The sequence below is a fragment of the Rheinheimera mesophila genome, from assembly GCF_000986865.1.
GTDB lineage: Bacteria > Pseudomonadota > Gammaproteobacteria > Enterobacterales > Alteromonadaceae > Pararheinheimera > Pararheinheimera mesophila.
The window spans coordinates 88248-112545 of record NZ_LAVS01000004.1 but is presented as its reverse complement, the minus strand read 5'-3'; the positions used below and the strand labels follow the sequence as shown (position 1 = coordinate 112545).

The 24298-nt window shown below is 48.8% G+C and carries 22 protein-coding genes; 5 read left to right on the top strand and 17 right to left on the bottom strand.

Annotated elements, in window-relative coordinates:
- Nucleotides 1-6: 6 nt before the first annotated feature.
- The 7 genes from sucC to sdhC all read right to left on the bottom strand — a co-directional run bounded on the left by sucC (nucleotide 7) and on the right by sdhC (nucleotide 8763).
- Nucleotides 7-1176, bottom strand: a complete 1170-nt coding sequence (sucC, locus tag SD53_RS03220; RefSeq protein WP_046518782.1) for an ADP-forming succinate--CoA ligase subunit beta — start codon at nucleotides 1174-1176, stop codon at nucleotides 7-9.
- Nucleotides 1177-1322: 146 nt separating this feature from the next.
- Nucleotides 1323-2510, bottom strand: a complete 1188-nt coding sequence (odhB, locus tag SD53_RS03215) for a 2-oxoglutarate dehydrogenase complex dihydrolipoyllysine-residue succinyltransferase (RefSeq protein ID WP_046518781.1) — start codon at nucleotides 2508-2510, stop codon at nucleotides 1323-1325.
- Between the two features lie 113 nt (nucleotides 2511-2623).
- Entirely contained in the window at nucleotides 2624-5431 is a 2808-nt protein-coding gene (locus SD53_RS03210) for a 2-oxoglutarate dehydrogenase E1 component (protein ID WP_046518780.1), read from the bottom strand.
- Nucleotides 5432-5542: 111 nt separating this feature from the next.
- Nucleotides 5543-6262, bottom strand: coding sequence for a succinate dehydrogenase iron-sulfur subunit (locus SD53_RS03205; protein ID WP_046518779.1), 720 nt, complete (start codon nucleotides 6260-6262; stop codon nucleotides 5543-5545).
- A 12-nt stretch (nucleotides 6263-6274) separates the two neighbouring features.
- Nucleotides 6275-8047 (bottom strand): succinate dehydrogenase flavoprotein subunit, encoded by a 1773-nt coding sequence (gene sdhA / locus SD53_RS03200; protein ID WP_046518778.1) that lies wholly within the window; start codon nucleotides 8045-8047, stop codon nucleotides 6275-6277.
- Entirely contained in the window at nucleotides 8048-8395 is a 348-nt protein-coding gene (sdhD, locus tag SD53_RS03195; RefSeq protein ID WP_046518777.1) for a succinate dehydrogenase, hydrophobic membrane anchor protein, read from the bottom strand. It abuts the gene before it with no gap.
- Complete coding sequence (gene sdhC, locus SD53_RS03190; RefSeq protein ID WP_082101763.1) at nucleotides 8386-8763, bottom strand: succinate dehydrogenase, cytochrome b556 subunit; 378 nt, start codon at nucleotides 8761-8763, stop codon at nucleotides 8386-8388. The genes sdhD and sdhC overlap by 10 nt, the downstream gene beginning before the upstream one ends.
- Before the next feature lie 370 nt (nucleotides 8764-9133).
- Between sdhC and gltA the strand changes: the two genes are divergently transcribed.
- From gltA to SD53_RS03175, 3 genes are read left to right on the top strand one after another with little or no spacing between them, the layout of a single operon-like run.
- The gene (gene gltA, locus SD53_RS03185; RefSeq protein ID WP_046518775.1) at nucleotides 9134-10411 is read left to right on the top strand and encodes a citrate synthase; all 1278 of its coding nucleotides are present in this window, start codon (nucleotides 9134-9136) and stop codon (nucleotides 10409-10411) included.
- A 59-nt stretch (nucleotides 10412-10470) separates the two neighbouring features.
- Nucleotides 10471-11685, top strand: a complete 1215-nt coding sequence (locus tag SD53_RS03180; protein ID WP_106693126.1) for an aminotransferase class V-fold PLP-dependent enzyme — start codon at nucleotides 10471-10473, stop codon at nucleotides 11683-11685.
- Nucleotides 11682-12122 (top strand): SufE family protein, encoded by a 441-nt coding sequence (locus SD53_RS03175; protein WP_046518774.1) that lies wholly within the window; start codon nucleotides 11682-11684, stop codon nucleotides 12120-12122. Before SD53_RS03180 ends, SD53_RS03175 begins: the two co-directional genes overlap by 4 nt.
- Before the next feature lie 51 nt (nucleotides 12123-12173).
- Here SD53_RS03175 and tcdA read toward each other — a convergent pair whose 3' ends face one another.
- The 7 genes from tcdA to SD53_RS03140 all read right to left on the bottom strand — a co-directional run bounded on the left by tcdA (nucleotide 12174) and on the right by SD53_RS03140 (nucleotide 19619).
- Nucleotides 12174-12962, bottom strand: coding sequence for a tRNA cyclic N6-threonylcarbamoyladenosine(37) synthase TcdA (gene tcdA, locus SD53_RS03170; protein ID WP_046518773.1), 789 nt, complete (start codon nucleotides 12960-12962; stop codon nucleotides 12174-12176).
- A 13-nt stretch (nucleotides 12963-12975) separates the two neighbouring features.
- Entirely contained in the window at nucleotides 12976-13683 is a 708-nt protein-coding gene (locus SD53_RS03165; RefSeq protein ID WP_046518772.1) for a TIGR01621 family pseudouridine synthase, read from the bottom strand.
- On the bottom strand, nucleotides 13684-14463 hold the full coding sequence (kdsB, locus tag SD53_RS03160) for a 3-deoxy-manno-octulosonate cytidylyltransferase (RefSeq protein ID WP_046518771.1): 780 nt from the start codon (nucleotides 14461-14463) through the stop codon (nucleotides 13684-13686).
- Nucleotides 14454-14648, bottom strand: coding sequence for a Trm112 family protein (locus tag SD53_RS03155; RefSeq protein ID WP_046518770.1), 195 nt, complete (start codon nucleotides 14646-14648; stop codon nucleotides 14454-14456). The genes kdsB and SD53_RS03155 overlap by 10 nt, the downstream gene beginning before the upstream one ends.
- Nucleotides 14648-15631, bottom strand: a complete 984-nt coding sequence (gene lpxK / locus SD53_RS03150; RefSeq protein WP_046518769.1) for a tetraacyldisaccharide 4'-kinase — start codon at nucleotides 15629-15631, stop codon at nucleotides 14648-14650. The genes SD53_RS03155 and lpxK overlap by 1 nt, the downstream gene beginning before the upstream one ends.
- Nucleotides 15628-17379: a lipid A export permease/ATP-binding protein MsbA gene (msbA, locus tag SD53_RS03145; protein ID WP_241481744.1), complete on the bottom strand. Its 1752-nt coding sequence runs from the start codon at nucleotides 17377-17379 to the stop codon at nucleotides 15628-15630. The genes lpxK and msbA overlap by 4 nt, the downstream gene beginning before the upstream one ends.
- 68 nt (nucleotides 17380-17447) lie before the next feature.
- A complete protein-coding gene (locus SD53_RS03140) occupies nucleotides 17448-19619 on the bottom strand; it encodes a DNA internalization-related competence protein ComEC/Rec2 (RefSeq protein WP_046518767.1) in 2172 nt (723 codons plus the stop codon).
- 64 nt (nucleotides 19620-19683) lie between these two features.
- Between SD53_RS03140 and SD53_RS03135 the strand changes: the two genes are divergently transcribed.
- Nucleotides 19684-20217, top strand: coding sequence for a DUF2062 domain-containing protein (locus tag SD53_RS03135; protein ID WP_046518766.1), 534 nt, complete (start codon nucleotides 19684-19686; stop codon nucleotides 20215-20217).
- A gap of 33 nt (nucleotides 20218-20250) precedes the next feature.
- Here the strand turns inward: SD53_RS03135 and SD53_RS03130 are convergent, their stop codons facing one another.
- The 3 genes from SD53_RS03130 to SD53_RS03120 form a co-directional block, all read right to left on the bottom strand.
- Nucleotides 20251-21489, bottom strand: a complete 1239-nt coding sequence (locus SD53_RS03130) for a lipoprotein-releasing ABC transporter permease subunit (RefSeq protein ID WP_046518765.1) — start codon at nucleotides 21487-21489, stop codon at nucleotides 20251-20253.
- A complete protein-coding gene (gene lolD, locus SD53_RS03125) occupies nucleotides 21482-22180 on the bottom strand; it encodes a lipoprotein-releasing ABC transporter ATP-binding protein LolD (RefSeq protein ID WP_046518764.1) in 699 nt (232 codons plus the stop codon). Before lolD ends, SD53_RS03130 begins: the two co-directional genes overlap by 8 nt.
- A 142-nt stretch (nucleotides 22181-22322) precedes the next feature.
- The gene (locus SD53_RS03120; RefSeq protein ID WP_046518763.1) at nucleotides 22323-23534 is read right to left on the bottom strand and encodes a lipoprotein-releasing ABC transporter permease subunit; all 1212 of its coding nucleotides are present in this window, start codon (nucleotides 23532-23534) and stop codon (nucleotides 22323-22325) included.
- A gap of 86 nt (nucleotides 23535-23620) precedes the next feature.
- Between SD53_RS03120 and SD53_RS03115 the strand changes: the two genes are divergently transcribed.
- On the top strand, nucleotides 23621-24256 hold the full coding sequence (locus SD53_RS03115; RefSeq protein ID WP_046518762.1) for a hypothetical protein: 636 nt from the start codon (nucleotides 23621-23623) through the stop codon (nucleotides 24254-24256).
- Nucleotides 24257-24298 lie beyond the last annotated feature (42 nt).

The following is a 24298-nucleotide window of genomic DNA, read 5'->3' as shown; positions in this document are numbered from 1 at the left end:
TACCCCTTATGCCTTAGCCGCTGCAGCAGCTACCACTTTTTGTGCAGCGCTTGTCAGGTCTGTGTCAGCGATAATGTTCAGGCCGCTTTCACCCAGCACCTTAGCACCCAGTTCAGCGTTGTTACCTTGCAGACGAACGACTACCGGTACTTTCACGCCAACTTCTTTCACTGCGCCAATTACACCTTCAGCAATCATATCGCAACGCACGATACCACCGAAGATGTTGATGAATACGGCTTTGACAGCGTCATCAGACAGGATAATTTTGAAGGCTTCAACCACACGTTCTTTGGTTGCGCCGCCGCCAACGTCCAGGAAGTTAGCAGGTTGGCCACCGTGTAATTTAACTATGTCCATAGTACCCATAGCTAAACCAGCGCCGTTGACCATACAACCGATGTCACCACCTAAAGCGACATAGTTCAGTTCCCACGAAGCAGCATGGGCTTCACGTGGATCTTCCTGTGAAGGGTCTTGCATCGCTTTTAATTCTGGGTGACGGTACAGCGCGTTGCCATCGATCACCAGTTTGGCGTCTAAGCAATGCAGATCGCCAGCCGGAGTGATCACCAGAGGGTTCACTTCCAACAGAGCTAAGTCTTTTTCCTGGAATAATTGCGCCAGACCCATGAAAATTTTCACGAACTGGTTAATTTGCTTGCCTTCCAGGCCTAATTTGAAGGCTAATTCACGGCCCTGGAATGGCTGAGCGCCTACCAGTGGATCGATTGCAGCTTTCAGAATTTTTTCCGGCGTTTCGTGGGCAACAGTTTCGATTTCCACGCCACCTTCAGTAGAGGCCATAAACACGATACGACGTGAAGAACGGTCTACCACAGCACCTAAATACAACTCTTTAGCGATGTCAGTACAGGTTTCAACCAGAATACGACTTACAGGCTGACCTTTTTCGTCTGTCTGGTAAGTCACCAGGTTCTTTCCAAGCCATTTTTCAGCGAAAGCGCGGATCTCTTCTTTGCTTTTCACCAGCTTCACACCGCCCGCTTTACCGCGACCACCAGCGTGAACCTGAGCCTTGACAACAAACATGTCGCCGCCGATTTTATCTGCAGCTTCTACCGCTTCTTCAACAGTTGCTGCGGCGATGCCTTTGGATACAGGCAAACCATATTGGGCAAACAGTTGTTTCCCCTGATACTCGTGCAAATTCATGGCTATTTTCCGTTCATTTTGACATTGAAGGTCACACCGGTGGTGCAACCTGACCTTTAGATCGGCGCGTATTATAGTGCCAATCAGTCTGATAAAAAATGCTGTTGCCCGAAAACAACAGCATTTTTAGTTACTTTTTCCAGATATTAGATATCCAGCAGAATACGGGTTGGGTCTTCCAGCAACTCTTTCACAGTCACCAGGAAGCCTACAGACTCTTTACCATCGATGATACGGTGGTCATAAGACAGCGCTAAATACATCATCGGCAGGATTTCCATCTTACCGTCAACCACCATCACGCGGTCCTGGATTTTGTGCATACCCAGGATGGCAGATTGTGGTGGGTTGATGATAGGCGTAGACATCAGAGAACCGAACACACCACCGTTGGTGATGGTGAAGTTACCGCCAGTTAAGTCGTCCATAGACAGCTTACCGTCACGGCCTTTGATGGCTAAGTCTTTGATAGCTTTTTCGATTTCAGCCAGGTTCATCTTGTCACAGTCACGCAGAACTGGCGTCACCAGACCACGAGGTGTAGACACAGCGATGCTGACGTCGAAGAAGTTGTGGTACACGATATCATCGCCATCGATAGCAGCGTTGACTTCAGGGAAACGCTTCAGCGCTTCGGTGACCGCTTTGACATAGAACGACATAAAACCTAAACGAATGCCGTGTTTCTTCTCGAACACGTCCTGGTACTGCTTACGCAGGTCCATGATTGGCTTCATGTTGACTTCGTTAAACGTCGTTAACATAGCGGTAGAATTTTTCGCTTCGAGCAAACGGTTGGCGATGGTTTTACGTAAACGCGTCATAGGCACACGTTTTTGTGAGCGATCGCCTTGCACCGGAGCTGGAGCTGCAACAGCTGCGGCCTTAGCAGGAACAGCTGGCGCACCGGCCAGGAATTTTTCGACGTCTTCTTTGGTCACACGGCCATTTTTACCAGAACCCTGGATTTTAGCAGCGTCTAAGCCTTTTTCAGCAATCAGGCGACGAACAGATGGCGTTAATACATCATCCGATTCGGCAGCAGGGGCTGCTGCGGCCGGAGCAGCTTCAGCTTTTGCCGCTGGTGCGGCGGCTGGAGCGCCACCTGCAGTCATATGACCAATCACCTGTTCTGCGTTTACGGTTGCACCTTCAGCATGAACGATTTCACCCATCACACCGTCAGCCTGAGCCACCACTTCAAGCACAACTTTGTCGGTCTCAATGTCAACCAGGACTTGATCACGGCTAACGGCTTCACCTGTTTTTACATGCCAGGTGGCGATTGTTGCGTCTGCAACTGATTCTGGTAGTACCGGGACTTTAATTTCCACTTTGTCACCTTTTTAAAATTTGGGGTCTGAATCGTTACTTAAACCAAAGTCAGAGTGCCTTACGGCAGCACTGACAAAATAAATAAAGGCACAACCGAAGTTGTGCCGAATTCTTAAGCAATAGTTAACGCTGCGTTGACTAAAGCCTGTTGCTGTTTATTGTGTACAGACAAGTAACCTACTGCAGGTGAAGACGAGGCTTCACGGCCAGCGTACGTCAGCTTGGCACCGGCTGGGATTGAGGCCCAGAAATGGTGTTGGCTGCAGTACCAGGCGCCCTGGTTTTGCGGTTCTTCCTGACACCAAACGAAATCTTTCACGTGCTGGTAGTCTTTCATGATAGCTGCCATTTCCTCTGCCGGGAACGGATACAACTGCTCAATACGAACTATAGCGATGTCAGTGATACTGCGCTTACGGCGTTCTTCCAACAGATCGTAGTACACTTTACCGCTACACATCACCACACGTTTCACATCCGCAGGCTTGATTGGGTCAATCTCACCAATGGCATTATGGAACACGCCTGACGCGATTTCTTCTAAGGAAGAAGTAGCTAATGGGTGACGTAACAACGACTTAGGTGACATTACAATCAGAGGACGACGCATTGGGCGTACCATCTGACGGCGGATCATGGCATAGACCTGAGCCGGAGTGGTCGGCACCACCACCTGCATATTGTGATCAGCACACAATTGCAGGAAACGCTCTAAACGGGCTGAGGAGTGTTCCGGGCCCTGACCTTCGTAGCCATGGGGCAACAATAATGTCAGACCACATAAACGGCCCCACTTCTGCTCTCCAGAACTTAAGAACTGGTCAATCACCACCTGAGCACCGTTGGCGAAATCACCAAACTGGCCTTCCCAAATCACTAAAGCACGGGGCTCCGCTGTGGCATAACCGTATTCAAAGGCTAAAACCGCTTCTTCAGACAAGGCTGAGTCGTACACCTGGAAAGGACCTTGTGAGTCGCTGATATGCTCCAGTGGCGTGTAAGTCGATGCATCATTCTGATTATGCAATACCGCATGACGGTGGAAGAAAGTACCACGGCCTGAATCCTGACCCACAATACGGATGCGGTTACCGGCACCAACAATAGAAGCGTAAGCCAGAATCTCAGCAAAGCCCCAGTCGATTTTCTTCTCGCCTTTGAGCATCAGAGCGCGGTCTTCATAGACTTTACCAACCTGACGCTGCAACACATGAGTTTCAGGGACGACAATGGCTTTTTCACCCAAAGCGACCAAATCAGCCACAGGCATACTGGCATCGTAAGCGGCAGTCCAGTCATGACCCAAATAAGGAGTCCAGTCTACTGCCACTTCCGTCATAGGACGCCACTCTTCCACCACACAGTCACCTTTATCTAAGGCATCACGGTAACTGTCGACCATCTGTTGTACTTGCTCAGCAGTCACCACACCTTCAGCAATCAGCTTCTGAGCGTATAATTCACGAGGCGTTGGGTGTTTTTTGATTTTCTGATACATCAGCGGCTGAGTTGCATTTGGCTCATCCGCTTCGTTGTGACCGTTACGACGGTAACAAACCAGGTCAATTACCACATCACGTTTAAAGGTGTTGCGGTAGTCTACTGCCAGTTGGGCGACAAAAATCACCGCTTCCGGATCATCACCGTTGACGTGGAAAATCGGTGCCTGCACCATCTTGGCGATATCCGTACAGTACGGCGTAGAACGGGTGTCTTCCGGGTTAGAGGTGGTGAAACCCACCTGGTTATTAATGACCAGACGGATAGAGCCGCCCACTTTAAAGGCGCGGGTTTGAGAGATGTTAAAAGTCTCAGCCACCACACCCTGACCTGCGAACGCCGAGTCACCGTGAATGGTGATAGGCAGAGCTAAAGTACCGTCTGTGCTGCCACGGCGGTCTAAACGGGCGCGTACTGAGCCCATAACCACTGGGTTCACAATTTCTAAGTGCGATGGGTTGAAGGCTAACGCCAGGTGAACATGGCCACCTTTGGTTTCAAAATCAGACGAGAAACCCATATGGTATTTCACGTCACCGGCACCCACCACTTCGTATTTACCGGCAAACTCGTCAAACAACTTGCTTGGGTTTTTGCCCAACACGTTGATCAGCGTATTTAAACGACCACGGTGCGCCATACCAATGATACAGTCTTTCGCGCCCTGCTCGCCGGCACGGTGGATCATAGCTTTGAGCATAGGGATCATGGCGTCGCCGCCTTCTAAACCAAAACGCTTAGCGCCCGGGAATTTAGAAGCCAGATATTTTTCCAAGCCGTCTGCAGCCACTAAGCCTTGTAACAGCTTGATTTTTTCTTCTTTGCCGAGCGCACGTGAAGCCTGTTGGCCTTCTAAACGTTGTTGGATCCAACGTTTTTCGTCGGTCGACACTATATGCATGTACTCAGCGCCGATAGAACCACAGTAGGTGGCCTCCAGCGCTTTGTATAAGTCGCCTAACTTCATACTGGTTTCGCCACCAGCAAAAGAGCCGACGTTAAATTCGGTATCAAAATCAGCCGGAGTCAGGTCGTGATAGGATAACTCCAGATCACGCACACGAGGCTGCTTCCACAAATTCAGCGGGTCGAGATTAGCATGCTGATGACCACGGAAGCGGAAGGCATTGATGAGTTGCAGAACTTTCACCTGACGCTGATCCGAACCGCCTGCGTTCACCGTAATGACTTCACGGTGTTTGTTTTTGGCGAGTTCAGCGAATTGCTGGCGAATGTCACTGTGACGGGATTCGAGTTCTACGCCGTCAATTTTTGGCAGACTGGCAAAAAACTCACGCCATTCATCACTGACGCTGGTCGGTTCAGCTAGGTAGGATTCATAGAGTTCATCAACATAGGCCATGTTACCACCGCCTAAATGAGAAGACTCTAACCACGCCTTCATTACACCTTCGTGCATTTAGTTTCCCTTATTCGAAGCACCTGGAAAAAATTAGCAAAAAGCGCCCCATACATATGAGCGCGCGTCATTTTATACCAATCAGGGCTGTTTCGCTCTGACAAAGGGCGCTTAAAGCGCCCGGTTTAACAGCATAGATTTGATCTGACCTATGGCTTTGGTCGGGTTCAAACCTTTTGGACATACGTTGACACAGTTCATGATGCCATGGCAGCGGAACACGCTGAATGCATCATCTAAATCGTTTAAACGCTGTTCAGTGGCTGTATCACGGCTGTCCGCTAAGAAACGGTAGGCGTGTAACAAACCAGCAGGTCCGATAAATTTATCCGGATTCCACCAGAACGATGGGCAAGAGGTTGAACAGCATGCACATAAAATACATTCGTACAGGCCATCTAACTTTTCGCGATCTTCAGGCGATTGCAGGTACTCACCTGCTGGTGGTAACTCGTCGTTGATCAGGTAAGGTTTGACCTTTTCATACTGAGTGTAGAACTGAGTCATATCGACCACTAAGTCACGCACTACAGGTAAACCCGGTAACGGACGGATCACCAGCTTGCCACCTTTGCCTTTGCCTAACGCAGACAACGGCGTAATGCAGGCTAAACCGTTTTTACCGTTCATATTCAGACCATCTGAACCACATACCCCTTCGCGGCAACTGCGACGGAAGGATAAGGTTGGGTCTTGCTCTTTTAATTTCAACAGTGCGTCTAACACCATCATGTCACGACCCTCTGGATTGTCCAGAGTGTAGTCTTGCATACGTGGCGCTTTATCGACGTCAGGGTTGTAACGATAGACAGAGAATACTAACTTCTTCATGCTGCATCCCTCTTAGTACGTACGTGCTTTAGCTGGGAAAGCTTCACGGAACTTAGGTTCCATATTCACTTTACGCTTAAACATAGATTCAGTGTCAGGCGTGTAGACGCTGTGGCATAACCAGTTTTCGTCATCACGGTCCGGGAAGTCAAAACGAGCGTGGGCGCCACGGCTCTCTGTTCTGTAGTTGGCTGCAACTGCAGTAGAGAACGCGGTTTCCATCAGGTTATCCAGCTCTAAACACTCAATACGCATGGTATTGAAGTCTGAGCTCTTGTCATCCAGACGGGCATACTTCAGACGCTCACGGATTTCTTTTAACTGAGCTAAACCTTCAGCCATAGCCGCACCTTCACGGAATACCGAGAAGTTCAGTTGCATACACTGCTGTAAGTCTTTTTTGATTTGCACCGGATCTTCACCCTGACCTGGCTTGGTTGCTTCCCAGCGCTGAATACGAGCTAAGGCCGCTTGCAGATCGGAATCAGAGGCTGCGCGGTATTCAGTGGTCGCAGCCAGAGCTTCGCCCAGGTGTAACCCTGTAGCACGACCGAATACCACTAAGTCTAACAAGGAGTTACCACCTAAGCGGTTGGCACCGTGTACAGATACACAAGCAATTTCACCACAAGCGAATAAACCTGGAACCACAGATTCAGAACCGTCCGCTTTCGGATGGATCACCTGACCATGCACGTTGGTTGGAATACCACCCATCATATAGTGACAGGTTGGGATCACAGGAATAGGCTCTTTCACCGGATCAACGTGAGCGAAGGTCTTCGACAGTTCACAGACACCAGGTAAACGGCTTTCTAAAACTTCAGCACCTAAGTGGTCCAGTTTCAGTTTGATGTGTGGGCCCCATGGACCATCACAACCACGGCCTTCACGGATTTCGGTCATCATAGAACGAGCGACAACGTCGCGACCCGCTAAGTCTTTAGCATTTGGCGCATAACGCTCCATGAAACGCTCGCCGTCTTTATTTAATAAATAGCCACCTTCACCACGACAGCCTTCGGTCACCAGCGTACCGGCACCTGCAATACCTGTCGGGTGGAATTGCCACATTTCCATATCCTGCAGCGGCACACCGGCACGCAGTGCCATACCTACACCGTCACCGGTGTTGATGTGTGCGTTGGTGGTTGAGGCATAAATACGACCTGCACCACCAGTCGCCAGAACTACAGCACGGGATTTGAAGTAAACAATTTGACCGGTTTCAATTTCAATAGCAGTACAACCGACGACAGCGCCGTCCTGGTTTTTCACCAAATCTAAAGCGTACCACTCAGAAAACACCTGAGTTTTGTTTTTGACGTTTTGTTGGTACAGCAGATGCAATAAGGCATGACCGGTACGGTCTGCAGCGGCTGCAGTACGGGCAGCCTGTTCGCCGCCAAAGTTTTTCGACTGACCACCAAAAGGACGCTGATAGACACGACCGTTCTCAAAACGAGAGAAAGGTAAGCCCATGTTTTCCAATTCAGTAATGGCTTCAGGACCAGTTTTACACATGTACTCGATAGCGTCCTGATCACCGATATAGTCGGAGCCTTTGACGGTATCAAACATGTGCCATTCCCAGTTGTCCGGGTGAGAGTTACCTAACGCAACAGTGATACCACCTTGCGCAGATACGGTGTGAGAACGGGTTGGGAATACTTTGGATAACAAAGCACAGGTTAAACCTGATTCAGTAATTTGCAGAGCGGCACGCATACCTGCACCACCTGCGCCTATTACTACGGCATCAAATTCGCGTACTGGAATATTCACTTAAACACCCCACAGAACAAAGAGACCAACAGCCACATAACCAAACGCTAAGGTGTACAACAGGAACTGTAAAACGCCACGCAAGGCTGCGTTTTTGACGTAGTCAGTTAATACCTGCCACAGACCGATTTTGGTATGTACCGCGATACAAACTAAGGCTAATAAAGTGAAGGCTTTCATCAGCAGACTGGAAAACAGTGATTTCCAGACATCGTAGGTTACTTCAGGAGTAACCAGGAAAAATCCCAGAATAAACAGAGTGTACAGCGTCAGAATAACTGCTGTGGCACGTAACGAGACGTAGTCCTGGACACCGTCACGCTTTAAACTGGCTTGATTCAGAACCATAACCAAACTCCTGCTAAAACAGCTAATACAATCCACAGCACGATAGTCACGACTGCGCTGGTTTTACCAGACTTCAGTTCTTCCCAGTGGCCCATGTCCATAATCAAGTGACGAATGCCACCTAACATGTGATACAGCAACACTGTGATAGTACCCCAGGCGATAAACTTGGCGATGAAGGATTGTAATACCAGTTTCACTTGCTCAAAGCCTTCCGCAGAAGACAAAGACACTGCCCAAGCCCAGATCACAAACACCAGCGCGAAAAACATGGCGACGCCAGTTACGCGGTGCAGGATCGACGCTAACGCAGGAGCAGGAAAAGATATTGTTGTAAGGTCTAGATTTACAGGTCTTTGCTTTTTCACAGTTTCTTGCCCATCGACGCTCTTTATAGAGCTTTGTTGTCATTATGTGTTGCTGATTAATCAGTCAACGCCCAATGGATATACAGGCTATAGCTCGTTGTGGTTCAGCCTGTTTTTTTATCGATCAAACGCTGAACAGGTTTAAAACCCGCGACAGTATATAATTCACTACTTCGGATTACAATTTATGTTTGATTTGGTTATCGAATTTCTGCGTAAAGAAGAGTACAGCATTCTGTTTTGAGCACAATACGACCAGAGTCGAATACTTATTATGCAATCACGCATTAAAATTGACTTTTAGGCGGCACTTGACGTTAGAATAGGTGCGATGAAGGTTTAACCCAATTAAAACAACAGGAGAAATCCAATGGCAGATAAAAAAGCTGTCGTGCAGATCGAAGGACAGGCACCATTTGAACTTCCTATCTATTCTGGCACTGCAGGCACTGATGTTATTGATGTTCGTGCTTTAGGTCAGCAAGGATACTTCACCTTCGATCCGGGCTTTATGGCTACGGGTTCGTGCGAATCAAAAATCACCTACATCGATGGTGATAATGGCGTGTTGTTACACCGGGGTTACCCAATTGAGCAGTTAGCAGAGCATTCAGATTATCTGGAAACCTGTTACCTGTTGCTGGAAGGCGAGTTACCCACCAAAACTCAGTACGACGACTTTGTGCATACTATCACACGCCATACCATGGTGCATGAAAAAATTGCCTCATTCTTCCAGGGCTTCCGTGTTGACGCTCACCCTATGGCGATGCTTTGTGGTGTGGTTGGCGCTTTGTCTTCCTTTTACCATTCAGACCTGGATATTAACGACCCGGAGCAGCGTAAACGCAGTGCTCACCGCTTAATTGCCAAGTTACCTACCATCTCTGCCATGGCGTATAAATACACTGTAGGTCAGCCTTTTGTGTATCCGCGCAATGACTTAACTTATGCAGAAAACTTCCTGCATATGATGTTCTCTGTGCCAGCCGAAGATTACAAAGTCAGTCCAATTCTTGCCAAAGCTATGGACCGCATTTTTATGCTGCACGCGGACCATGAGCAAAACGCGTCGACCTCTACAGTGCGTTTAGCCGGCTCTTCAGGCGCTAACCCATACGCTTGTATCGCTGCAGGTGTGGCTTCTTTATGGGGCCCTGCACATGGTGGCGCCAATGAAGCCTGTTTAAAAATGCTGCAGGAAATCGGCTCTGTAGAGCGTATTCCTGAATTTGTGGCTCGCGCTAAAGACAAAAACGACAGTTTCCGTCTGATGGGCTTTGGCCACCGCGTCTACAAAAACTTTGACCCTCGTGCCAAGGTGATGCGTGAAACCTGCCACGAAGTGTTAAAAGAGCTGAACATTAAAGATCCTCTGCTGGATGTGGCGATGGAGCTTGAGCGTATTGCGCTGTCAGACCCATACTTCATCGAGAAGAAACTCTATCCAAACGTGGATTTCTACTCAGGTATCATTTTAAAAGCCATTGGTATTCCAACCAGTATGTTTACGGTGATTTTCGCCATGTCACGTACGGTCGGTTGGATCTCGCACTGGGACGAAATGTTGTCCGACAAAGGCCACAAAATTGGTCGTCCGCGTCAGTTGTACACCGGTTACACCAAGCGCGACTACAAAAAAGCCTAACCAGCTACTGAGGCCGGATGTTATGATCCGGCCTCGTTTTTTCTGCCCGGTTGGCCATCGTGAACTTCAATTTATCCGCTTTACGGCAACAATTCCCGTTTTTTAGCGCCCATCCTGATTGGATTTATCTGGATAATGCGGCCACTTTGCATAAACCCCAAGTCGTTTTAGATGCAATGAACCTGTTTTACAGCCAACAAAACAGCAATGTGCACCGCTCTGCCCATGGTTTAAGTCAACAAGCCACAGCAGCCTTTGAAGCCGCCAGAAGCACAGTAGCTCAGTTTCTCAATGCCCGTTTTTCGCATGAAATCATCTGGACCAGTGGCACTACAGCAGGTTTTAATCAACTGGTGTTTGGCATGATGGGGCCTGTGTTACAGCCCGGCGACCGGGTATTAATTTCATCTATGGAACATCATGCCAATATTGTGCCCTGGCACATTCATGCCCTGCCTTTTGGTGTGACCTTGGATAGAGTGCCCTTAACAGCCGACCATCGTTTTGACCTCACTGCTTTTGAAGAATTACTTAAGCTCAAACCCAAAGTAGTCAGTATCAGCCATGTCTCCAATGCTTTGGGCCATATTCAGCCTGTAGCAGAGATAGTACGTCTGGCCAAGGCCGCAGGTGCCATAGTGGTGCTGGATGGTGCTCAGGGCATTGTCTGGGAGACAGTGGACGTACAAGCGCTGGATGTCGATTTTTATCTGTTCTCCGGCCATAAGCTGTATGGCCCAACGGGTATTGGTGTGTTGTATGGCAAAACCAAGTATTTAGAGCTGCTGCGGCCACTGCTGGGCGGTGGCGAGATGATTAAAACCGTCTGTTTCTCTCACAGTAGCTGGAATGATTTACCCTACAGATTAGAAGCAGGCACCCCCAATATGGCAGGCGCTATCGGCCTTGCTGCCGCTATTTTATGGCTACAACAGCAGGATTTAACAGCTATGCAGCAGCATAAAACTGCTCTTGTGCAGCGATTTTATGCCGGTTGCCAGCAGATTCCGGCTCTGGAGCTATTATCTGGTCCGACAACTAACGCAGGAATTGTGGCACTCAACCTGAAAAATGAGCACCCTGCCGACCTCGCCACCTTGCTCGACCAGCAAAAAATCGCAGTCCGGGCCGGAACTCATTGCGCTATGCCGCTATTTCAGGCTCTGAATGTCAAGGGTTCTGTACGCTTCTCATTCGCCTGTTACAACAGTTTCGATGAAGTTGACCGAACTTTGACCGCTTTAGCTACAGCAGTGGAGTTATTTGCTGAATGATCCGACCAGATATCTTTACAGAAACCGCCACTGCGCTGAAAACTATTTACGACAATCAACTGCCACAGTTACGCCAGTTGAAAGATTGGCAAAGTAAATACCGGATTTTAATGACGCTGGGCAAAGAGCTACCGGCTTTTGACAGTGAATGGCACAGGGATGAATTTTTAGTACAGGGTTGTGAAAGCAAAGCCTGGCTGCTGCATTATCAGGATCCAGTGACAAATCAGCACTTTTGGGCTTTTGACAGTGATGCCCGTATTGTTAAAGGGCTGATTATTCTGCTGTTAGTGCAGTTAAATGGACTGAAAGCGGAAGAATTGGCGCACGCGAAACCTGAGTTATTACTGAGCGAATTACAGCTACAACAAAACATCAGTCAGTCGCGCAGCAATGGTTTGCAGGCTGTACTAAATAAAATAAAAGCCGTTATGTGATTTTATTCGCCGCCATCCATGGCGCTCGCTGCTCTATAGGAGCCCGAATTATCAGGCTTTATTCGCTTTTTCAGCGAGTTTTTTAAGTACTCTGGAGACAGCCACAAAAGCAAAAGAGCCTGTCACTACTGTGACTGCACCAAAACCACCGCTGCAATCTAAACGCATAGGGCCATCAAATTCAGGTTTGGTCTGACAAACAGTGCCATCGCCTTTTGGATAGACCAACTGCTCGGTTGAATAGACCGCATCTATACCAAAACGCCGTTTCGGGTTGCGGCTGTAGTTGTAGTCACGGCGCAGGGTGTTACGCACTTTGGATAACAGAGGGTCATACACAGTCTGGCTTAAATCAGCGAGCTGAATTTGCGTCGGATCCACCTGCCCGCCCGCACCACCTACTGTGACTATCGCAATTTTATTGCGTTTGCAGTGGGCGATCAGCGCCACTTTGGCTTTAATCGAATCAATGCAATCCACCACATAGTCAAAATCGGTGCTTATCAGCTCAAATAAATTGTCATGGCTGACAAAATCTTCCACCTGATGCACTTTGCACTCCGGATTAATGGCTTTAATACGTTCAGCCATTACCGCTACTTTGTCTTTGCCTATGCTGTCCGATAACGCATGCAGTTGCCTGTTGGTATTGCTGATGCAAATATCATCTAAATCAATCAGAGTAATTTCGCCTATACCGGAGCGCGCCAAAGCTTCAGCAGCCCAGCTACCCACACCACCTATGCCGACCACACAGACATGAGCATTCTGAAAGGCGTCCAGCGCTTTGCTGCCATACAAGCGGCCTATGCCGGCGAAACGTAATAAATAATCGGACACGTTAAATACTCTTTTAATCCAGGCTCTTAGAAGTCGTAGGTTTTTGATACGAAGGCCAATCCAGTACAGCAGGGTCTGCCCAATTCTGATTGAGATACTGTTGCAGCGACTCAGTCAAAAACTCCTGGCCAGCAGAAGGCGGCAATACCAGCTTAATTTGCGCCCCCTCCCAGCTAAAATACAAGGCATAGGCATGCAGATAGAGACGATCGGCGGCGCTACCCTGGTATAACTCATCACCTAAAATGGCAGCGCTGACACTTTTTAACGCCACCCGTACCTGATGGGTTTTACCAGTAAAAGGCTTGACCAGAAAAGCTCTGCGTCCTGCCACATCGTAAAACGCCGAGACAAAATAACTGACCGCAGGATTGGTTAAAGCCCCCGTCAGCTTCCAGGCCGAGCGGCGCGCCTGCACCATATCGCCTTTGACCCAACCTTGTTTTTTCTTCGGTTTTTGATCGGTCAGCGCCAGATAAAACTTTTGGATCTGTTGCTGCTGAAACAATTCAGCCAACTTCGCTGCCGCTTCACTGCTTTTCGCCAGCAGCAATAAACCGGACGTGCCTTTGTCCAGCCGATGCACCGCATACAGCTTCAGGCCAAACTGAGCTTCAGCCAAAGCCACCACACCGGGTTCAAACTCGGAATGAAAGCTCAAGCCGGACGGTTTATCCAGGACCAGAAAATCAGCATGTTCAAACACCAGTGTTAAGGTCATTTACAGAGTAGCCGCTACCCGACGGGCCCGTGCTAAATCTTCTGGCGTATCCACGCCTACTGCCGGAACTTCAAGCGCAGTAGCCACATGAATAGCCTCGCCTTGCCACAACACCCGCAGTTGCTCTAAGCATTCAATCTGCTCCAGTTGCGACGCAGGCCAACTGACATAATCTTTAATAAAACCAGCACGGTAGGCATAAATACCTAGATGACGACGATAGATGTCCGCCAACTGGGTTGTAAAATTTTTATCTCTGTCATACGGAATTACCGAACGGCTGAAATACAGCGCATAGCCCTGTTTGTCACTTTGCACTTTCACCACATTAGGATTTTGTACTTCGTCCTGATGTTCAATAGGCACGGCTAAAGTCGCCATCCGGGCTTTGCTTTGGCTGGCTAAGTTTTCAGCCACCTGACGGATAATAGCAGGCGGAATAAAAGGCTCGTCGCCTTGTACATTGACCACTACGGTGTCAGCGCTCAGGCCTAACAAAGTCACCACTTCAGCCAGACGTTCAGTGCCTGAGTTATGGGCCGGGCTGGTCATACAAACTTCAGCACCAAAAGCTTCACACACCTGTTGCACCCTGGCATCGTCTGTCGCAATCACCACCCGCTCTGCACCACTTTTCATGGCCTGACGGTAAACCCGTTCAATCATAGTCTGGCCAGCAATATCAGCCAGAGGTTTGCCCGGTAAACGGCTGCTGGCGTAACGGGCCGGAATCACCACCAGAAAGCCTGTTTTAACTGGCGCCGCTTGTACTAACGCCATTTTTCCGCCTCATCCAGAGTTAAGGTACGGGCTTCAGAGGTTAATAACACCGGAATATGTTGTTTGATGGGATAAGCCAGACGATCCGCAGTACAAATTAATTCCTGCTTTTCTTTATCCAGTTTCAGTTTGTTTTTGCAAAGTGGACAAGCAATGATGTCCAGTAAGGCGATATTTAAAGCCATTATTTCTCTCTCCATCGGCGCAGCTGGTGCTGCAGCCAGAATTTAAATTCATCCGACAGGTCGGCTTCGACCGGCAGGTAATACCAATGGGCTTTAGCAAAAGCACGGCATTTGACTGCATCTTTTTCCGTCATCAGCACCGGGCCTTCGATATCCGCCAGACTCTGTTCATCAAAAGCAAAATGATCGCGGAAAAAAGCAGTACTTTTGATCTCGATGCCAATACTTTTGACCGTATCGACAAAACGCTGGGGATTACCTATAGCGGCTACTAAAGTCACAGCTTGTGCTTGCCACTGACTTTGACCATCCAACGCTTGTGGCGTAACAGGCTTTAACTGCATCTGGTGCTGTGGCGTTGTTGTGCCCTTCGCTAAGGCATATTCACCGCTGTTGACAATCACTGCATCCACTTTTTTTAAACGCGACACCGGCTCCCGCAAAGGCCCTGCCGGCAGTAACTGCTGGTTACCCAAACCGCGTTGACCGTCAATCAATACCAGCTCCAGATCGCGTTTTAATCGGTAGTGCTGCAGACCATCATCACTGATCACTATATCGCAGTCTGTGGTTTCCAGCAGATACTGCGCAGCAGCCACTCTGTCCGGACAGACCACCACAGGGCACTGACTTTTGCTCGCCAAAAGCAAAGGTTCATCCCCCACATCACAAGCCTGATGCAAAGCAGTAACCCGCACTGGCGCCGTAATACGGGCCCCATAACCCCGGCTGACAATACCAGGGGTAAATCCCTGCGCTGTTAAAAACTGACAAAGCCACAAGGTAAAAGGCGTTTTGCCAGTGCCACCCACCGAAATATTACCGACAATAACAACGGGTTTTTCCACCGCAAAAGATGCAAACCAGCCACGCTGGTAGCCGAAACGGCGAAGCGTAGCAACCAGCCGATAAAGCAAGCTCAGTGGCCAAAACAACAGCGTAAAAGGGTGCTGGCGATACCAGCCTCTCTCCCACCAGTTCATCCGGCTTCACTAAATTGCATTTTATACAACTGAGCATAATAGCCATTTTGTGCCAGCAAGGACTGATGATTGCCCTGCTCTACAATCTGGCCCTGATCCATCACTAAAATTTGGTCAGCATTTTCAATGGTAGACAAACGATGCGCGATCACAATACTGGTGCGGCCTTTAAATAATTCATCCAACGCGCCCTGAATTTTACGTTCTGATTCAGTATCCAAAGCAGAAGTGGCTTCATCCAGAATAAGCAGCGGCGCCTGACGTAATAAAGCCCTGGCTATGGCAATACGCTGACGTTGACCACCGGATAAAGTCACACCATTTTCGCCAATTTCGGTATCAAGGCCGTCAGGCAACTGCTGCACAAACTCCATCACATGGGCTTTTTCCGCCACTTCCAACAGACGTTCCCGGCTTAATTCACCACGATAGCCATAAGCGATGTTATTGGCGATGGTGTCGTTAAACAGCACCACATGCTGCGAGACCACGGCCATCTGCGAGCGCAAAGAATCCAGCGTACAGTCTTTGGTATTGATGCCATCCAGTAAAATTTCACCTTGCTCAATTTCATAAAAACGCGGCAACAAACTGGAAATGGTGGTTTTACCGCTGCCAGAGCGGCCAACCAAAGCGACGGTCTGACCAGGTTCGACTTTGATATTAATCTGCTTTAATACCTGTTTGTCATGACCCGGGTAGTGAAAGCTCAAGTCTTTAATTTCAATGGCACCTGTCACCTGTTTCAGTTCAATAGTGCCCGTATCCTGCTCTGGTTTTTCATCCAGCACTTTAAACACATTAGCCGCCGCTGCCATGCCACGCTGAAAATCACTATTGACCGTAGTCAGTTGTTTCAGCGGTTTTAACAGCAGCATCATGGCGGTGATCATTTCACTAAAGGTACCCGGGGTTAGGGTATCCAGCATAGCGGGGAAGCTCGCCAGATAAATCACAAAAGCCAAAGCAAAGGAAGCAATCAGTTGGATCAGTGAGACGCTGATGGCGCGGGTCGCTTCCATTTTGACATCGAGCTGACGGTTGCGGTTATTCACCATTTTGAATCTGTTGTTTTCTAATTCGCCCGCACCAAAGGATAAAATCACTTTATGGCCATTTAGCATTTGCTCCGAGCTGGTGGTGACATCGCCCATCGCATTTTGCATATTGCTGCTGATTTTACGAAAACGTTTCGACACCTGCGCTACGATCACCGCAATCAGCGGCGCTATCACCAAAAAAATCAAGGAGAGCTGCCAGCTGTTATAAAACATCAACCCTAAGCATCCCAGAACAAACACACCTTCGTGGATAAGCACCACCAGGGCTTTGCTGGACGCTTGTTTGATTTGTTCGGCATCGTAGGTAATTTTTGAAATCAGCTCACCTGTTGAATGTTTGTCATGGTAACTGACAGGCAAAGCAATCATCTGACGGAACAGTTGCTGGCGTAAGTCTTTGACGATATGAGTGCCAGCCCAGTTCAGGCAGTAGCTGGAGATAAAATGAAATACACCACGCAGAAAAAACATACCGACCACAAACACCGGCGCCCAGGCTAAATAAGCGGTATCTTTTTGCGTGATCCCCCGGTCAATGAAGCTGGAAAACTGAGAGATAAAATAAATATCCACGCAGGCGTAACCCGCCATACCAAACATCGCCAGTGCAAAACCCGCTTTATAGGGTTTTAAATACCGCATCAGGCGTTTAAAGGTGCTAATTGAACCCGTTGTTTGTGAAGACAAATTTAACCCCAAAGAATAACAAAACCGCTACCATTCTACCTTGTTGCGCCGGCGCTTTCAGCAATTGTTCACGGCTTTTGCAACCAAAATGGCAAAGGCTGCTGGCGATAAGGCCAGATATGGAGCTGTTGTTCTGTCTTTTCAATCCGGATAGCCCCCTGCTCTGCGGTATTGAGCAGAGGGATTTGCAACAAAGCAAGCCGCCCGAGGACCTCAGCGCTGGGGTGACCATAGGCATTATGGGCGGCAGCACTATTGAGCGCCAGTAAGGGTTTAACACGACTTAAGAAATCCAGTTGGCTGGAACTTTTACTGCCATGATGCCCCAGCACTAACAGATCGGTTTTTAAGTCAGGCCGAGACATTAATAACTCAGCTTCGACGCTATGACCTATGTCGCCGGTCAGTAAGCTTTGCCAGCCAGCAGTGGTGATGGCCAGCACACAGGAGCTGTTATTGCCTTCCCCACTTTGAGTTAAGCTTCGAAAGGCCCAGAGCTCTGCATCCAGATAGCGCTCAGGCAAGGACAAACAAGGACGTTGCGAAAAGCCTGTGTCAAAGTCGGCTATTAATTGCAGCTTCGGATAAGCCTTGAGTACTTCGGCAAAAGCCCCGGTGTGATCAGTATCGGCATGGCTTAACACCAAATAATCCAGTTGCCGTATGCCCTGATAATGCAAATAAGGCAACACATAAGCTTCGGTGGCATTAAAACTGCCGTAGACAGGGCCAACATCGTACAACAAGCCTCTATCGCCTTTTTGCAACAGCACGGCCGTCCCTTGCCCAACATCAATCAGATGCAATTGCCACTGCGGCGTTTTAGGCCATAACAACAAGATAAAAGGCAGCGACAACAGCGCAATTCTGTGTTTTGGCACTGCCGCCGGCAGAAAAAATACAGCGAGCAATAACAAGGCGATGCACAACGCAGAGAATGCGGTTTGTGCTGGCAGTAACCACCAATACTGCATAGAGGCTCCAGCCAGCAGCCAGTGCTGTAACGGCGCTAGCAACAGATCCGCCAGTTGCCAGTGCCACAGCATCTCTGCAGGCAACACCAGCTCCAGCAACAAAGCGATCAGCAGATAAGGGATCACTAAAAATGAGCACCAGGGCACAAAAATCAGATTCGACAGCAAGGCCAAAGGGGCTACGCCATGAAAAAACAGCAAGGTAGGCGCGCTCATCAACAGCGTCATCACCGCCTGAAACTTTAAGCCATGTATGATCACCCCTGACAAGCTGCGGTCCTGAAGCGGATAACGCCAGACAAATAAAAAAATTAACGCCACCGCATAGAGCGTCAGCCAAAAACTAATGCTCATCACCCACAAAGGATTAAGCAACAACAAAAGCCCACAGACCAAAAGCCAGCTTTGGCTGTAACTTAAACGTCTGTGCTGCTGTAGCAAATACACAGCTAAAGCCAAAGCGAGCAAAGCCCGTAAGGTGGGAATAGCAAAACCTGCCAATAAGCTGTAATACCAGGCCGCAGTGAGCGCGATAAAAGCAGCAGCTTTTCTGCACCAGAGCAGATTGATATGAAGTGTGGCGACCCCCAGCATCAGGCCATAGACCCAGCCAAACAGCAGACCAATATGAAAACCGGATATCGAAATTAAATGCCCTAAAGCTGTGGCTTGTAATCCTAACCACAACTCGTCGCTAAAAGGCCGTTCCCCTAAGGTAAAAGCTGTGATCAGTGAAAATGATGGCAGGTTGCCAATTTTTTGCTGCAGGCGCTGATATAGCTGCTGACGATGATCCCATTCAACATCCAACACCAGTGCGTCCTTCACCACACAATTGCCAATAATGCCCAGCACATAGGCATTGGCTTCTACATGCACTGAACCTGGATTAGCCGGCGCCCGCACGGCTTTGCAGCGCAGTTTAAACCACCAGTCTTGTCCCTGACCTAACAGCGCAGGCGCCTGCTGCCAGCGCACTCTTACCAGATAACCTTGCTGTGGCCCTTCACTGATTTGCCATAAAAATCTGCTGAACTCAGGATCTTGTTGGCTGATACTGACCACTTGCCCTTTCAGCCAAGGTTCGGGCCACGCCAATAACTGCGTACTCTGTGTTTGATGCTGCTGCACTTGCCACAGCCAAAGGCTTAACGCACAACAGAGACCAGTGAAAAATAACAAACGGTAGTACATGCAGGTCAAAATCAAAGCCAGCAGGAAAATAAGCCACAAAAGCTCTGGCACTATTGGTAAAAATAATGACAATAGGCATCCGCTGATCACACCGATGAAAAAACGGTTCACGTTAATTTTTCATTAATGAGTTGTAATGGCAAAGAATCTAATTAAGAAATATCTACCAGATACCGAAAAAATCAAGCAGCATCCGTCGCTAACGATCTTTGGCACTTTGTTGCATGACAACAATTTGTGGCACTTTAACCGCCGATCAGCCCGTGGTGCTTTTGCCGTCGGACTATTTGTAGCACTGATCCCTATGCCATTTCAGATGGTGTTAGCCGCAGCTTTGGCGATTTTATTCAGAGTCAATTTGCCTTTATCAGCCGCGTTGGTCTGGCTCACCAATCCATTGACCATGGGACCAATCTTTTTTATCTGTTATCAATTAGGTGCTCTGATTTTAGGCCATCCGGCTCATCATGTAGAATCGCAGGTCAGTTTAAGCTGGTTGCTGGAGAGCCTCGATACCCTAGGCAAACCTTTTCTTTTGGGTAGCCTGATCATCGGCTCTACGTTGTCAGCCTTAGGTTATGTACTGGTGGATTATTTCTGGTGTTGGTCGGTGAAAAAAGCCTGGCAGAATCGCAGGCAACAACGCCAGGATCAGACAGACCCCGACTGACTCTGGCGTGTTTTTCTATTCAGTTGAACCAGCTCAGCGTTGACCCAAGACAAAAGCTGGCTGCACTTTACTGGCACTAAGTGCAGGGTAAATGGTGGCCAGCAAGCTCATCACTAAGGCGATCCCTATGGTCATCACCACTTGCACAGGCTCAATATCAGAAGGGACATAATCGACAAAGTAAATGCTGGAGTCGAGCAAACTAAAGCCCGTCAGGCTGGTGATCAGCCGAAACAGTGGTTCGATTTGCCAGGCCAACAATAACCCGACAGCGCCCCCTACTAAAGTACCAGTCAAACCGTTCAGCCAGCCAAGCCACATAAAGGCTTTAACAATGCGACGCCTGGGCATGCCCATGGTTAATAAAATAGCGATATCACCTTGTTTTTCCCGCACCGCCATCACTAAAGTCGCTACAATGTTAAAACAGGCTACCGCCAGCACCAGCACTAACACCAGATACAAAATACTGCGCACCATCTGAATATCGGTATACAAATGGCCTTGAGTGCGAAACCAGTCCAGCATGTAGACATAATCAGTGGCCTGAGCACCTAATTCACGTGATAACACTGGAGCTGCAAAAATATCGGCAATTTTAAAGGCAAAACCCTGCACTGCTGCGGGCGGGTAATTCAGCCATTGGCCTAAGGCGGCAATATCCACCCAGGCTTGCTGATAATCCAGTTGACCGCCAATACTGACGATAGCCACCACTGTTAAGCTGACATGCTTGTGGCTGGCGAGTTTACCGTCAGCAGTGACTTGCGGCAGCATCAGTTGTACTTCATCGCCAACATTGGCCTGCACTTCATCCGCAACACCTTTACCAAGCACGATCTGATGTTCGCTGATATGGTTTAACTCTCCAGCCACCACAAAAGAGCCTAAAGCACTGATGCCTTGTTCAAGCTGCAGATCAATACCGCGTAAACTGGCGGCCTTAACTTTAGCACCGCTGCGGATCATGGTATTGGTTTTGATGTAAGGTGCACCAGCCACTACGCCGGGATGCTGCTGCAACGGCCTGATTTTTTTCTGCCAGTTGCGGATAGGATCCGACACCGCCTGCAACTCGACATGAGGAATGACAGACAACAGCTTGTCTTTTAACGCCAGTTCAAAGCCATTCATTACCGACAAGGCCAGAATAAGAATAGCCACGCCCAAACCTATACCTATAGTGGAAGAGGCTGCGATAAAACGAATAAATGCATTGCTGTTACGGCTTTTGCGATAACGCTGCGCCAGTTGCCAGGACACACTAGCCATGAGACAAACCATCCATCGTTTTACCTAAATGACCGTCCCGCATCCAATACTGTTGGTCCAGCTTCTTTGCCAAAGCCAAATCATGAGTGACCACAATAAAACTGGTTTTCAGCTCACGGTTTAATTCGCGCAGTAACTTATAAATACTCTCGGCGGTTTGATGATCCAGGTTACCCGTGGGCTCATCCGCTAATACCAGCGCAGGCTCGCCCACCAAAGCCCGGGCAATAGCCACACGCTGCCGCTCACCGCCACTCAACTCCGCCGGTCTGTGTTTCAGCCGATGGGCAAGGCCAACCCGGCTCAACATAGCGGCGGCTTTTTGTTCGGCTTTTTCAGTGGATTCACCACGGATCAGCAGCGGCATAGCCACATTTTCCAGCGCAGTAAAATCCATCAACAGATGGTGAAACTGATAAATAAAACCAAGATGCTGATTACGCAGCCGGGCTTTGGCATGAGCCGATAATTTAGCCACCGCCTTGCCTAATAAGGTGAGCTCACCACTGTCTGGCTGGTCCAACGTGCCCAGTATATGCAACAAAGTGCTTTTGCCAGATCCAGAACTACCCACTATCGCCAGCATATCGCCAGCTTTGACGTCCAGACTGATTTGATGCAACACAGCAGTGACATTAGCACCATCTGTGTAACTTTTACTGATGTGACGGGCCGTTAAAATACTGGTCATTCGATCCTATCCAAAAAAATTGAAAGTACAGTGTCGTCGTACTGTAGGGGCGGGTGTTGTGTCCACCCGTTTCGTCAATAGAGCTGAGCTTGGGCGAAAGTACGCCGTCAACAACGCTGCAGCGTCAAGGACGACGAGGAAACTATTCATCTCTGAGCACTTCTGCCGGTTGTACTTGCACTGCCCGCCAGGCTGGATAAACCACCGCCAATGCGGTCAGCACTAAAGCACAGACGACGATAAAGAAAATCTGTACGGGCTGAATGTCCACAGGCAACGCCACACCAGCCACTACACTAATGCCCAAAACCGATAAAATACCATTTAGTTGCCACGCCACAACAATACCAGCCACCGCACCAGTTAATGTACCGAGCAGACCGTTATTCATACCTTGCACCGCAAAAACGCTGAAAAGCTGGCTGTCCGTCATGCCCTGGGTTTTTAAAATGGCGACTTCGCGTTGTTTTTCCGTCACCATCATCACCAGCGCAGAGACGATGTTAAACGCAGCTACGGCCACGATCAGCAACAACATCAGCCACATCATGGCTTTTTCCATGGCAACGGCGGAAAACAATTTGCCGTGACTATCACGCCAGTCTGTCACCTGAGCCACGGCCGGAAAGTCGGCAATCTGATTGGCTAAAGCCGGGGCAACAAAAGGTTCAGCGAGACTTAACCGCCACTGCGGCGCCTGTTTAGCTTTACTGCCAAGACGTTGTAAATCAGGCAAATGCAATAAAGCCACACCATTATCCACTTCGGAGCCGGTATTAATTAACCCTGTTACAGTAAATAACCGCTGGCGTGGTAACCAGCCCATAGGGGTAAAACTGCCGCCCTCGGCCAGTAACAAACGGATTTGTTGACCCGGACCTACCTTTAACTGATCGGCAAGGCCTGCGCCTAAAATCACTGAATAAGGTTGTCTGGTTAAATCAGCCCAGTCCCCAGCAACCAAAGACTGCTGCAAAAATGCCGGGATTTGGCCAGGCTCTATGCCTTGTAACAACACGGCGGTCAGTTGCCCCGGACTCTGGGCTAAAGCTTCAAGTTGTAAATAAGGTGTTGTCTGCAGAATTTGCGGGTACTGCTGCTGTAACGCTGCGATATCCAGCCGTTTATTGGCCTCAGTTTGTACTATCAAATGTGGGATCACCCCCAGGATGCGTTTTTTCAGCTCAGCCTCAAAACCATTCATCACCGAGCTGACAATAGTCAGTGCCATTACCCCCAAAAAAATACCTGTGACAGAAAACAGCGTGATAAAAGACAAAAAGCCGTGACCTTTCCGGCTTTGGCTGTAACGCAAACCAATACGGACACTGAGGAGGAATTGCAGGCTTTTCACAGACTTCCACTTGGGTTGATAAAGAAATTGCTGCGATAATAGTGATTATCCGTTAAGGTTACAAGCTTGCTACCCGAGGTATCCTTATGCAACAGCCAGGCAATATCACCCCAGCCGCAGAATTAGCAGACGAATTTGCGGACTACTTTCAGATTGAACATCAAACCACGGTCAATTTAGTGCCATGTTCCGGGCCTCTGCCGGACCAGGAAGGGTTTTTACGTCTTATTCCTGATGCCTTTAAAATGACCAGCGAACTAAGTCAGTTAAATAACTCTTCCATTCGCACTTTAAATGCGGTGAAAGAGTTGTCTGCCGATTTAGCTCATTACCTGCAACAACAGGCCCGTAAACTGGATGCATTAACCCATTATGTGCTGCGCTCGCAGGATGACCCCAAACAACGTTTTCATACCTTTAGTTATGGTGGTTCAGGTGTGCAGGTCTGGATGAACGAGGCTGTAGCTTTAGGCCAGATCTACGAAGTTAAACTGTTTCTGGACAATAATGACGGTGCTTTGTATTGCCTGGGTCAGGTGATTGACGTGATTCATCGGCAAGGGGCACAACCTGAGCAACCAGCGCAGTATCTGGTGAAAATTTTATTTCGCCGCATTCGGGATGAAGACAGAGACATGGTGGTCAGAGCCAGTTTGCATGAGCAGTCTAAACAACTGAAACGTAAAGCTGAACAACGCCAACAGCAAGCACAGCAGCAGTAAACACCCCTTCGTACTTGAAGTTGCAGCTTGGTGGACTGCCTG